Here is a 12002-nt window from a genome sequence, read left to right as displayed (position 1 = left end):
GCGACAAGGGGGATTGAGGAATGCGGACGGAGTACACCAAGCAAGAGTTGCGCGTCGAGCCCGGGATCGGCGCGTCGCAAGGTCCCCCTGGTTCAACCAACAGCCAGGGGGACCGCCGGCGCTGACGCTCAAACACGTACATTGGAACGCGGTAGGTCCGCACTTCATCGCGGTGCACGAGATGCTGGACCCGCAGATCGACGATGTTCGGGCGTTCGTCGATCAGATCGCCGAGCGGATCGCCACCCTCGGCGGGGAAGTGGTCGGCACCCCAGGAGCGTTGGTAGCCGGCCGTGATGGGGCGCCTACGCGATCGGCCGGGACGATGCGATCGCCCATTTGGGTGCTCTCGATCAGGTCTACCAGGGCGTCATCGCCGCGCATCGGCAGGCGGCGGCGGACGTGGAGGACAGCGACCCGGTGAGCAACGACATGCTGATCGGTCACTTGCACTCGCTGGAACTGTTCCACTGGTTCGTGCGTGCGCACCTGGAGTCGCCGAGCGGAACCCTGACCGACGCCGGAGCTGCCACCGCGAAGCAGGCGGCGAATAATAGGGTGGCGACCCGGACCGGCGCCCGCCGCAAGAGCTGAGGCCGTATTCTCCGACCGACTGTCGTGAACCTCAACGGAGGGTCCAATGGACGATCTGATCCCGGCCGTCGAGGCGGTAGCCGGTGGACCTTCGATTCCCGTCGCCGGTTTCCGCTATCACCTCGTCGGCGATACCTGGGCGTGGTCGGCGGGCGTGTTCGCCCTCCACGGGTTCCGCCCGGGCGAGGTGTTGCCGACCGGCGAGTTGATGATCGCCCATCGCCATCCCGACGATCGGGACCGGGTATCGGCCGCAGTCACCACCGCGTTGGCCACCGGCGAGCCATTCAGCTGCCGGTATCGGATCAACGGCGCTGACGGGAAATGCCGCACGGTGGTCGTGCTGGCTTCGGGTGATGTCGGACCCACCGGTGCGGTGATCGGGCTGCACGGCTACTTCTTGGACGTCACTGAACCGCTGCGAGCGGATGTCTCCGAGCGGACAACGACGGCGCTGGAGTCCGCGGTGGCCAACAGGGGCGCGATCGAGCAGGTCAAAGGTGCGTTGATGCTGGCCTACTCGCTCGACGACGAGGAGGCGTTCGCCTTGCTGCGGTGGCACTCCCAGCACGCCAACATCCGGGTCCGCGACCTCGTGCAGCGGCTTCTGGATGGTCTCAATGATCCTGAGCTGGCCGCCATGCCGCCGCGGCGGAAGATCCATACGATCCTGGTTGGCATGGTCGGCGCGGTGGACGTCATCCCGCCGGCGCTGGCCGATCCGGCGACGGCCGCCCTGCCACGGGAGCCCGATCCCCGGGGTCTGCCGGCACGCGTCGACGAAATTTCCTGAGCGGCGACGCACCGGGCGCCGGCGGTTCACGATCGATCGGGCTGAGACCTTGCATCAGCGGGCGCGCAGTGGTTGCCTGGAGGTCTGGTCAAACCACGCGCCAGCCTCCTTACTGCAATCGAGGCGTGCCATGGTGGACCTTGCCCCCGTATCCGATCGCCGAACGGTCGTCGACCGAAGTTCCGACGCGGCCGAGTTGCTTGACGCATTGACGCTGGCGCGAAACTCTCGAAGTCCGGGCGCGATCCGGGCTGCTGAGCAGTCGCTGGTGATCCGCTTTCGAACTTTTGCCGCAGCGCTGGCGGCCGGCTTTCTCGGGCGGGGAGCGGATCTGGAGGACCTGGTCCAGGTCGCCCAGGTGGGGCTGACGAAGGCGGTGCGGGGCTGGAAGGCGCAGCCGACCGGCGGATTTCTCCAGTATGCGAGACCGATGATCGTCGGTGAACTCAAGCGTTACTTTCGCGACGTAGCACCGATGATTCGATTGCCACGGCATCTGCAAGAGGTCGGCACAGCGGTGGCCATGGCCAGAGGAGATCTGAGTTTCCTCAGGCGCGTCCCCACACCGGACGAACTCGCCGAGGCCGCGGGTGTCGCGCGCCGGGAGGTGGATGCCGACGCGATAGCCCGCTGCGCCACCGACTTCACCAGTCTGGACGCTGCCCCGTTCGACGCGATCGCCCCGCCGAGTCTTGCTGCCGAACGGGAACTGGACGCCGTCGAGGTCCGGACGATGTTGCGCGAGGCGATCGCCTGCCTGACCGAGCGAGAACGACACCTGCTGGCGCTGCGGTACTTCCAGGACCTCACCCAAGATGAGATCGGCTTGAGGATCGGGGTCAGCCAGATGCAGGTGTCCCGACTCCTTCGGTGCGCGCTGTCGAAATTGCAGCAGCGGCTGGCCGCGTGAACGCGACGGGCACAACGCCGGGGCGTGATCAGGTCGGTCCCTGGTTCACTCCTGCTGGCTGGGCGGGCCGGCCAGCCGGGCCGCCGACTCCAGGTGCAGCGCATGCACGAACGCCTGCGGGATGTTGCCGCGCAGCTGGTGCTGGGCCACGTCGTACTCTTCGCTGTACAACGCAGGTGGGCCGCTCACCGCCCGGGTTCGCTCGAACCAACCCCGGGCCGCGACCGCTCGACCCTGCTGATGCAGCGCCATCGCCATGGTGAATCCGCAGAGCGTGAACGAACCCTCCGCTTCGGCCAGCTGGCGATCATCGTGACGGAACCGATAGGCGTAACCGTCGGTGACCAGGTCACGGGCGTAAACCTCAAGGGTGGCAACGGTTCGCGGGTCATCGGCCGCGAACGCGCCGCGCAGCGGGGGCAACAACAGCGAGCCGTCCACCGCCAGATCGTCCGGTGACCGCTGCCAGTAGCCGGTGGCATGCAGTCCGGTCCGGTCCGTCTCGGCGAGGATCCGGTCGGCCAGCGCCACCCATTCGGCGGCCCGCGCCGCCGGTGCCCCGGCCGCCGCCAGTGACCGGAGACCGGCGACGCAGGCCAGCCGGCTGTGCGTCCAGTTGCGATTGTCGATCTCCCAGATGCCTGCGTCCGGCTCTGTCCATCTGTCGGCGATCGCGGTCGCAGCGACATCCGCTGCTTGCCAGGAGGTTCCGTCCATCCGGTCGTCCCGGGCGGCCGCCGCGAACAGCACCAGCGACTCGCCGAAGGCATCCAACTGGAACTGTCGGTTGACCCAGTTACCCACGAGATTGTGGCCGCCCGGATAGCCCGGCAGATCGAGCTCGCGCTGATCTGGCACCCGGCCGGCCTCGGTCGTGTACGCCGGACGTAACTGGTCGCCGTGTTCGATCAGCCGGCCGGCGACGAAACCCACTGCCGCATCGAGCAACGCGGTACCACCGGCCGCGGCAGCGGCGACCCCGGTGTAGCACTGATCGCGGATCCAGACATACCGATAGTCGTAGTTGCGACCCGCCGAGGCACGCTCGGGCAAGCTCGTGGTGGCCGCCGCCACCATCCCACCGCCGGGACTGGTCAGTCCCCGTAGCACCGCATACGACCGGCGGGCGTCGCCCGCGCCGATGCAGTTGTCCAGCGCGGGTACTTCTGCCCGCCAAGCGTTCTCGGTCTGCTGCCAGGCCTGCCGGGGGTCGACCGGGTCGTCGGTGAGCTCCTGGTCGCCGATTTCCAGCACCAGATCGTGATGCGTGCCCTCCGGGACGACGAGATCGGCGACCAGCCATCGGTCGTTTCGAGTGCCATCCGGCCGGGCGCCGTCGGCGCCGGTGAGGCGCAGCCGCAGCGGCCCCGAGCGGGCCGTCCATCCGCTGTCGTCGCGGTGCAACGCGGTGAACTGGTGTCGGCCGTAGCCGGCTCGGGGGGACAGCAGCACCCGCACCCGCGCGTCGCCGTTCAGGGCCGTCACGCGACGCAACAGCACCGCCCGGTCGGTGCGGCCGGGGAATGCCAGTGCTTCCCGGCACTCGATCAGTCCGTCGGTGAGGACCCACCGGCTGCGCCAGATCAGCGAACCTTCTTCGTAGTAGCCGCCCCAGACGTGCCGGTCGGTGGGCGTGATCGCATATCCGCCCAGACCCCCGATCAGCGAGCAGAACACCGCGTCGGAGTCCCAGCGTGGCACGCACATCCAGCTGACGTCGCCGCGTGGTCCGATCAGCGCACCGCGGATGCCGTCGGCCAGCAACGCATACTGCCGCAACGTCTGCGGCGCGAACGGGCCGAACTCCGCGGCACCGAGCTGACCTGCCACCGGAGCCGGGGTCGCGCGCGGCGTCATCCGTGGCCGCCCATTGCCGCGGGCAACAAAGCAGTGGCGCCGGCGAAGGCCGCCACGGCGCTCCGGGTGGCGGCGGTGCGGAATGTGGGAGTGAGCCGCCGGGCCGCCAGCATCGACATGCCGTGCAGCAGATCGACGGCCATCCCGACGGTCGCGATCGGTCGCGCCGGCCACCGCAGGATCACCAGCCCCTGGGTCAGCTCCCGCAGTCCGAGAACGACGATCAATTCGGCCCGCGGTCGGGTGCCGTCACCGGCCGCGGCAGCCGCAACAGCGTCCGGCCGCAGCAGCATCGCGATGCCACCCGCGACGCCGGCCGCGGACCGCAGGCACGCCGTCGTTCGCGCGGCAGACCGGCGCGGTGGCCGGGTCATCGACGACGCCCGAGGACCCCGCCGACCCCGGCGGCGGCAGCGGCCCCGACGGCAGCCGCGGCAACGGCGCCGAGAATGCCGTGATGCCGGGATGCCCACAGTTGGGGGTCAACGTGGACGGTGCGGGAATCGAAGATGCCGTCAGCCCCGAAGTCCTTGCCGGCGCTGCCATCCGCCGGTTCCCAGAGGTTCACCGGGGCATCCGGATCTGTCGACTGATCGGTCTGTTGCGAATCGAAGCCGGTCCGCCCCAGGTAACGATCCAGAACGCCCGGTGCGATGGCGTTGGCGGCCAGGGTGAGCGCCGTGCTGGTGCCCACCCAGTATTCCCGGCGGTGCGGATGATCGGCGGCGTGCAGCACCGACCGGGCGACCATTTCCGGGGGATAGATGGGCGGCACGGGCTGAGCGTGACGCGGCAGCCGGGAGAGCACCCAGGAGAACTGTGGAGTGTTGACGGCCGGCATCTGGACCATGCTGACGTGCACGTTGCTGTTGTCGTGCAACAGCTCACAGCGCAGTGCCTCGTTGAATCCTTGGATGGCGTGCTTGGCGCCGCAGTAGGCCGACTGCAGCGGAATGCCCCGGTAGGCGAGCGCCGACCCGACCTGGACGATCGTCCCGCTGTCGCGCTCGCGCATCCGGCGCAGCGCGGACTGGGTGCCGTAGACGTATCCGAGGTAACTGACCTCGGTGACCCGTTTGAACTCCGCCGCGCTGATCTGGTGGAACGGTGCGAACACCGAGGTGAACGCGTCGTTGACCCAGATATCGATCGGCCCGAGCTCTGCCTCGACGGTCGCTGCGGCCGACTCGACGGCATCGGGATCGGCGGAGTCCACTTCGAGCGGCACCGCGGTGCCGCCGGCCGCCCGGATCTGGTCCGACGCCGCGGCCAGTCCCTTCGCACCCCGCGCCAGCAGCGCCACTCGGTCGCCGCGGGCGGCAAAGGCGACAGCGGAGGCCCGCCCGATGCCGCCGCTGGCGCCGGTCACCACCACAGTTCGGGGCGATCTCGTCCTGGATAACACGTCGTTCTCCGATCCACTCGACCTGCGCAGGCTCATCTGATAGCGCGCTGGTCCAGTGCCCCGATCAGCTCGGACTATTCCTCGATCGGCTCGTCGAGCGCCTGCCCGGGCGGGAATTCTCGGGACGGCTGGGATCGGTTTGCCGAACCGCACATGTGGGCACCGAATTCGTCACGGGCAACACAACCCCGGGTGGCGAAGGCGATCCGGTCGACTCCAGAAGGCCCGACGAGGAGATATTGATGGCACCGACTGTGGCCGATCGTCTACTTGAGCGGCTTGGTGAGTGGGACGTCAAGCAGGTGTTCGGATTCCCGGGAGACGGGATCAACGGCCTGATCGCGGCCTGGGGGCGGGCGGAGTCGCCGCCGCAGTTCGTGCAGGCTCGGCACGAGGAGATGGCCGCGTTCGAAGCGGTCGGATATGCGAAGTTCTCCGGGCAGGTCGGCGTGTGCGCGGCGACCAGTGGGCCGGGGGCCATTCATCTGCTGAACGGGCTCTACGACGCGAAGCTCGATCACGTGCCGGTGGTGGCCATCGTCGGGCAGACCGCGCGCAGCGCGATGGGCGGGTCGTACCAGCAGGAAGTGGACCTGCAGTCGTTGTTCAAGGATGTCTGTAGTGAGTACGTGCAGACCTGCATGGTGCCGGAGCAGTTGCCGAACCTGATCGATCGGGCGATCAGGATCGCCGTCACCGAATCGGCGCCCACCTGCGTGATCATCCCGGGCGACGTGCAGGAACTGGAATACGTCACGCCCGGGAACGGGATGAAGGACGTTCCGTCCAGTCTTGGCACGGTGTCGAGCACAGCGGCCCCCGATCCCTCCGGTGTCCGGGCGGCCGCCGAACTGCTCAATGCCGGGACGAAGGTGGCGCTGTTGGTCGGCCAGGGCGCCAGGGGCTGCGTTCAGGAGCTCACCGAGGTCGCCGAATCGCTCGGGGCCGGAGCTGCCAAGGCGTTGCTGGGCAAGGACGTGCTCTCCGACACGCTGCCGTGGGTCACCGGGCCGATCGGGCTGCTCGGCAGTACCGCCAGCTATCGGATGATGCAGAACTGCGACACCTTGCTGACGGTCGGTTCGAATTTCCCTTACCTCAACTTCATGCCCGGCCTCGAGCAGGCCAGGGCGGTGCAGATCGACCGGTCCGGCAAGTGGATCGGCATGCGCTATCCCTACGAGATCAACCTGGTCGGTGACGCGAAAACTACCCTCCAGCAGCTGATTCCACTGCTGAACCGCAATGCGGACCGTTCCTTCCGGGAGACCGTCGAATCCGATGTCGCCGCCTGGTGGAACGATGTCGAGCGCCGGGCGATGACGGGGGCCGACCCGATCAATCCGATGCGGATCTTCCATGAGCTGTCCCGGCAACTGCCGGCGGACGCCATGGTGTCCTCCGACTCCGGCACGGCCGCGAACTGGTACGCGCGGCAGCTCAAGTTCCACGGCGACATCCGCGGAACCCTATCCGGCACGCTGGCCACCATGGGGCCGGGGGTGCCGTACGCGATCGGGGCGAAGTGGGCGTTCCCGGATCGGCCGTCGATCGCGCTGGTCGGCGACGGTGCCATGCAGATGAACGGGACGGCCGAGCTGATCACGGTATCGCGGTACTGGGAGCAATGGACCGACCCGCACCTGATCGTTGCCGTCCTGCACAACAACGATCTGAACCAGGTGACCTGGGAGCTGCGGGCGATGGCAGGGTCGCCGACCTTCCCCGAATCACAGTCGTTGCCCGACGTGGACTATGCGGGATTCGCGCGTTCTCTCGGTCTGGCCGGAGTGAACATCGACGATCCGGAAGAATTGGCCGGCGCCTGGCGTACGGCGCTGTCGGCCGATCGGCCCACGGTGCTGGACATCCGCTGCGACGCATCGGTGCCGCCGATCCCGCCGCACACCACGTTCGAGCAGCTGAAGTCGATGGCCGGTGCGTTGCTCAAGGGTGATGAGGACACCTGGGGTGTTGTCAAGGAGGGCGTCAAACAGAAGATGCAGCAATACCTTCCCGGCGAGAAGCACTGACATGCTGGGCAGACGGGGCGAGCCGGAGGTGTCCGGGGCGCTGGCGACGGTGCTCACCGATGTTCGAACGGGGCGGTTCGAGCGGAGCCTGGCGGCGCTCACTGCGGCCGGTGCGGCGATCACCACCGCGGAGGTGTACCTCTCGCACGACGGTGCCAGCTTCGGCAACCGGATGATGTGGTGGCCGGTGGTGGTGATCCCGACGGCCGTGCCGGCCGGGATCGCCGCCGTCTTCTCCGAGCGAGCCGCACGCACGGTGCTGCCGCTGGCCGGCGCGGCGATCGTCTGCAACGGGGTCCAGGGCACCTATCTGCATTGGCGGGGCACCGCCCAACGTCCCGGCGGCTGGACCCGCTACAACATGGAATCCGGTCCGCCGATGTTCGCCCCGCTGTTGGCTGCCCTGGTCGGCGGGATGGGAATCGTGGCGTCGATCCTGCGCAGGGAAGGCCGGCGCGGGCGATGATCTATCGCAGCCCGGCGCAGCGCGCGATCACCCCGCAGCATCGCGGCCGGTTCCCTGGGTTCGATGTGGTCGAGCGGGCCGACGACTGGGATGCGCTGACCGCCGGAACGGTGCTCGCCCGGTTGGGACCGGCCGCTGCCACCGTCTTCTTCACCGAGACCGAGGCCGGCATCGCCGGGGCGCTGTTGGATCGGTTGCTCGCCCAGGACGGCGAGCCGCGTATCCCGGTGCTCGCGCTGATCGACGCCCGGCTGGCCGCCGGCGAGACCGACGGTTGGCACTACGACGATCTTCCCGAAGACGGCCAGGCGTGGCGGGACACCCTGCGGTACCTGGAATCCGACGCGAGCAGCCGGTACGGCACCGGCTTCGCGGAGACGCAGGTCAGACGGCAAACGGTGCTGATCCAGCAGGTGCAGGACCTTGCCGCGGCGTCGGAGTGCTGGCACGGCCTGCCGGCTGAGCGGGTGTGGAGCCTGTGGACCCGTTACGCCTGCACCGCGTTCTATTCGCATCCGTGGGCGTGGAACGAGATCGGGTTCTCCGGCCCGGCCTATCCGCGGGGCTATCTGAACCCGGGGGTGGACGCCCTGGAACGGTTCGAGGTGGCCGACCATGACGATGTCGATCCCGGCCCGTTCGCCGATCGGGTCGAACGGGCGCGTCACCGGCATCTCGAGGATCAGCCGTGAGCGGATCGGGAAACGTCCGCACCCGCAACGAATCCGCTTGGCTGCTGCCTTCGGACGGGTCCCGGGTCAACCATCGCCTCCGGGCCGACATGCGCACCTTCGACGACGCCGAGGAGGTCGACCTGGTGGTGGTCGGGGCCGGGGCCGGGGGCAGCGTCCTCACCCAGCGCCTTGCCCGCCGGGGCTGGCGGGTGGTGTGCCTGGACGCCGGCCCGTTCTGGGACCCGGACAGCGACTGGGTCAGCGACGAGCGTGGCGCCCATACCCTCTACTGGACCGAACCCAGACAGATCGGCGGCACCGATCCGGTTCCGTTGGGCTCCAACAACTCCGGTCGGGGTGTTGGCGGGTCGATGGTGCATTTCGCCGGGTACGTCCCGAGACTCCATCCCTCCGATTTCGCCACCCGCAGTCGCGACAAGGTGGGCGCCGACTGGCCGATCGGTTACCCGGAGCTCAAGCCCTATTACGAACACATCGAACACGAACTGCCGGTGGCGGGCCAGCGGTGGCCATGGGGGGATCCGCATCGATACCCGCATTCGCCGCACCCGGTCGGCGGCAACGGCGAGATCTTCCTGCGCGGCGCGAAGGCGGCCGGCATCGAAGCCAGGGTCGGCCCGGTGGCGATCACCAACGGGCGCTTCGGCAACCGCTCGCACTGCATCTACCGCGGCTTCTGCTTACAGGGGTGCAAGGTCAATGCCAAGGCCAGCCCGTTGATCACCCATGTCCCGGACGCGCTGGCGCACGGCGCCGAGATCCGGCCGGACTCGCACGTTTCGAGAGTGCTGCTGGACGAGGGCAGCGGCCGGGTGACCGGCGTCGAGTACCACCGCGGCGGCGTCCTCCGGCGACAGCGGGCCGCGGCGGTCGTCGTCGCGGGCTACAGCATCGAGACCCCGAGGCTGCTGATGCTGTCCACGTCCCGCGCGTTCCCTGATGGACTGGGAAATCGCCACGATCAGCTGGGCCGCTACCTGATGGTGCAAGGCGCCCCGCAGACCGCCGGCCGGTTCGAGGCCGAGATCAGGATGTACAAGTCGCCGCCACCGGAGGTGAGCACCGAGCAGTTCTACGAAACCGACCCGAGTAAGCCGTACCGTCGCGGCTGGTCGATCCAGACCGTCAGCCCGTTGCCGATCACCTGGGCAGAACACGTGACCGCGCAAGGACACTGGGGCGAGGTGCTGCGCGAATACATGCGCGACTACGTGCACTGGGCAACCCTCGGGGCGCTGTGTGAGTTCCTGCCGTTGGCCGGCAACCGGGTCATTCTCGCCGACGAAACCGATCGGCACGGGCTGCCGGTGGCCCACTTCGCCTACAGCATGGGCGCCAACGATCACGCCCTGATGCGGGCCGCCACCGAATCCATGGAGACGATCCTGCGGGCGGCCGGCGCCTCCGAGGTGATGACCATCGACCGATACGCCCACCTGGTCGGTGGCGCCAGGATGGCGGCGACCGCCGCGGACGGGGTGGTCGACGCCGATCACCGGGTCTTCGGCGTGCCCAACCTGTTCATCGTCGACGGCAGCGTGCTGCCCACCCAGGGTTCGGCGAATCCGGCCCTGACCATCATGGCGCTGGCCGCCAGGGCAGCCGATCGGATGGTCGCGATCGGCCGGACAACCTCCGGTACGGGAACCCTATGACGCAGACAGTCGCGACGGTGACGCCGACCGTATACCGGGTTCCGACGCCGACCCCGGAGGGCGACGGCACCCTCACGTGGGACGCGACCACCGTCGTCACCTGCCTCCTCGAGGCCGGGGGCCGGACCGGGCTCGGCTGGACCTACAGCTCGCCCGCGGCTGCGGTGATCATCACCGAACACCTGGCGCCGGTTCTGATCGACCACGACCTGGGCGACATCGCCGGCTGCTACGCACGGATGCGGCGCGCCTGCCGGAACCTGGGCACCAAAGGCCTGGTGATGCAGGCGATCAGCGCCGTCGACATCGCCCTGTGGGACCTGCTCGGCCGGACCCTGGGCGTCCCGGTCAATGCCCTGCTGGGCGGCGGCGGATCGGTGCGGGTCTACGGATCCGGCGGCTTCACCACCTTCGACGATCGGCAGCTGGCCGTACAGGTGGAAGCCTGGTCGACGGCTGGCTGCACCGCGATGAAGATCAAGATCGGTGAGAGCTGGGGCACCGCCGAGGATCGCGACCTGGCCCGGGTCGCCCGGTTCGCCGAGTTGGCCGGCCCCGGCGTCCAGCTGATGGTGGACGCGAACGGCGGCTACGGCGCCGGCCAGGCGAGACGGATCGGCGAGCAACTGGATCGGGCCGGTGTCGTCTGGTTCGAGGAGCCGGTGAGCAGCGACGACCCGACCGGGCTGGGGCTGGTGCGGGCGGCGCTGCGGTGCGACGTGGCCGCCGGCGAATACCTGTCCGAACCGCAGCAGGCGGCCGCACTGTGCCTGGTGGTCGACTGTCTTCAGCTGGACGCCACCCGATGTGGCGGCTACACCGGCTGGCTGGCCTGCGCCCGAGTCGCGGCTGCTGCACAAGTGCCGGTGTCGGCGCACTGCGCGCCGGCGCTGCACGCCGCGCTGGCCGGGACCGTTGAGCACCTCCGCCACCTGGAGTGGTTCGCCGACCACGCCCGGCTGGAACCGATCCTGTTCGACGGGGTGCCCCGGGTGCTCGCGGGGACTCTGACTCCATTCGAGCGACCCGGGCACGGCATGTCGGTAAGCGGTAGGGCAGCTGAGTACCGTGTCGGCTGACCTTTCCACCCTGTCGGACATCGGCAGCCGCCGGCCGATGTTCGCCGTGTGGGCCCGGCGGGTGGTGATCTCGCTGATGGTGGTGGCGATTCTGACGGCCGCCACCGGACTGCTCGGGGTGCACAGCAAACGAGTCGAGGCGACCGCCGGCGGCTACACCCTGAGCGTGGAGTACGCGGGGGTGGCCCGAGCCGGCCTGGACGTGCCGCTGCGGATCGAGGTGGCCTCCGAGCACCCATTCGGCAAGGAGATCACCCTCGCCGTCAACCGCGGGTACTTCACCATCTTCGAGACGCAGGGATTTCATCCCGAGCCGTCGGCGAGCACATCCCAGGGCGATGACGTACTGCTGACCTTCGACGCGCCGCCCGGCGGCGGCCCGCTCATCGTGGACTACGACGCTTACATCCAGCCATCCAGTCAGATCGGTTCCACCGGGCGGGTTTCGGTGATGCGCGGGACCGGCCGGCTGGTCACGGTGGAGTTCGCCACCTTCCTGTTCCCCTGACCGAAGG

Annotated in this window: 11 protein-coding genes and 1 pseudogene; 9 read left to right on the top strand and 3 right to left on the bottom strand. The window is 68.8% G+C overall.

From position 1 onward, the window contains the following. Nucleotides 1–118: 118 nt before the first annotated feature. The 3 genes and pseudogenes from K340_RS37520 to K340_RS36235 form a co-directional block, all read left to right on the top strand. Nucleotides 119–594: pseudogene (locus K340_RS37520) on the top strand (Dps family protein); the annotation flags it as partial. A gap of 46 nt (nt 595–640) precedes the next feature. Then, entirely contained in the window at nt 641–1387 is a 747-nt protein-coding gene (locus tag K340_RS29655) for a PAS and ANTAR domain-containing protein (protein ID WP_051266069.1), read from the top strand. A 49-nt stretch (nt 1388–1436) separates the two neighbouring features. Further along, on the top strand, nt 1437–2297 hold the full coding sequence (locus K340_RS36235) for a sigma-70 family RNA polymerase sigma factor (protein ID WP_211229402.1): 861 nt from the start codon (nt 1437–1439) through the stop codon (nt 2295–2297). A 45-nt stretch (nt 2298–2342) separates the two neighbouring features. On the opposite strand, the gene K340_RS0112345 is transcribed toward K340_RS36235, so the two are convergent. Genes K340_RS0112345 through K340_RS0112335 form a run of 3 tightly spaced genes read right to left on the bottom strand, consistent with a single transcriptional unit; the run spans nt 2343 to nt 5595 of the window. Then, entirely contained in the window at nt 2343–4154 is a 1812-nt protein-coding gene (locus K340_RS0112345) for a glycoside hydrolase family 15 protein (RefSeq protein ID WP_084614340.1), read from the bottom strand. Then, entirely contained in the window at nt 4151–4528 is a 378-nt protein-coding gene (locus K340_RS0112340) for a hypothetical protein (protein ID WP_029136933.1), read from the bottom strand. Before K340_RS0112340 ends, K340_RS0112345 begins: the two co-directional genes overlap by 4 nt. Then, nucleotides 4525–5595 carry an SDR family oxidoreductase gene (locus K340_RS0112335; RefSeq protein ID WP_051266062.1) on the bottom strand — a complete coding sequence of 357 codons (1071 nt, stop codon included), beginning with the start codon at nt 5593–5595 and terminating at the stop codon, nt 4525–4527. The genes K340_RS0112340 and K340_RS0112335 overlap by 4 nt, the downstream gene beginning before the upstream one ends. 206 nt (nt 5596–5801) lie before the next feature. Between K340_RS0112335 and K340_RS0112325 the strand changes: the two genes are divergently transcribed. The 6 genes from K340_RS0112325 to K340_RS36650 are packed head-to-tail and all read left to right on the top strand — an operon-like array spanning nt 5802 to nt 11995. Further along, nucleotides 5802–7592 carry a thiamine pyrophosphate-requiring protein gene (locus K340_RS0112325; RefSeq protein WP_029136931.1) on the top strand — a complete coding sequence of 597 codons (1791 nt, stop codon included), beginning with the start codon at nt 5802–5804 and terminating at the stop codon, nt 7590–7592. A 1-nt stretch (nt 7593) separates the two neighbouring features. After that, entirely contained in the window at nt 7594–8058 is a 465-nt protein-coding gene (locus tag K340_RS29645) for a hypothetical protein (protein ID WP_051266060.1), read from the top strand. Beyond that, on the top strand, nt 8055–8750 hold the full coding sequence (locus tag K340_RS0112315) for a gluconate 2-dehydrogenase subunit 3 family protein (protein WP_029136930.1): 696 nt from the start codon (nt 8055–8057) through the stop codon (nt 8748–8750). Before K340_RS29645 ends, K340_RS0112315 begins: the two co-directional genes overlap by 4 nt. A 41-nt stretch (nt 8751–8791) precedes the next feature. Beyond that, on the top strand, nt 8792–10408 hold the full coding sequence (locus K340_RS29640) for a GMC family oxidoreductase (protein ID WP_407662225.1): 1617 nt from the start codon (nt 8792–8794) through the stop codon (nt 10406–10408). A 17-nt stretch (nt 10409–10425) separates the two neighbouring features. Further along, entirely contained in the window at nt 10426–11487 is a 1062-nt protein-coding gene (locus K340_RS0112305) for an enolase C-terminal domain-like protein (protein ID WP_245599537.1), read from the top strand. Next, entirely contained in the window at nt 11477–11995 is a 519-nt protein-coding gene (locus K340_RS36650) for a hypothetical protein (protein ID WP_029136928.1), read from the top strand. The genes K340_RS0112305 and K340_RS36650 overlap by 11 nt, the downstream gene beginning before the upstream one ends. Nucleotides 11996–12002 lie beyond the last annotated feature (7 nt).

This window comes from Nakamurella lactea DSM 19367 (genome assembly GCF_000426645.1).
Classification (GTDB): domain Bacteria; phylum Actinomycetota; class Actinomycetes; order Mycobacteriales; family Nakamurellaceae; genus Nakamurella; species Nakamurella lactea.
This window is presented reverse-complemented; position numbering and strand designations above follow the sequence as displayed.

Bases quoted from the DNA above. Each gene is read 5' to 3' on its own strand.
- K340_RS0112315 (WP_029136930.1), top strand. From the start codon at position 8,055: ATGATCTATCGCAGCCCGGCGCAGCGCGCGATCACCCCGCAGCATCGC.
- K340_RS0112340 (WP_029136933.1), bottom strand. From the start codon at position 4,528: ATGACCCGGCCACCGCGCCGGTCTGCCGCGCGAACGACGGCGTGCCTG.
- K340_RS0112335 (WP_051266062.1), bottom strand. From the start codon at position 5,595: ATGAGCCTGCGCAGGTCGAGTGGATCGGAGAACGACGTGTTATCCAGG.
- K340_RS29655 (WP_051266069.1), top strand. From the start codon at position 641: ATGGACGATCTGATCCCGGCCGTCGAGGCGGTAGCCGGTGGACCTTCG.
- K340_RS0112345 (WP_084614340.1), bottom strand. From the start codon at position 4,154: ATGACGCCGCGCGCGACCCCGGCTCCGGTGGCAGGTCAGCTCGGTGCC.
- K340_RS29645 (WP_051266060.1), top strand. From the start codon at position 7,594: ATGCTGGGCAGACGGGGCGAGCCGGAGGTGTCCGGGGCGCTGGCGACG.
- K340_RS0112325 (WP_029136931.1), top strand. From the start codon at position 5,802: ATGGCACCGACTGTGGCCGATCGTCTACTTGAGCGGCTTGGTGAGTGG.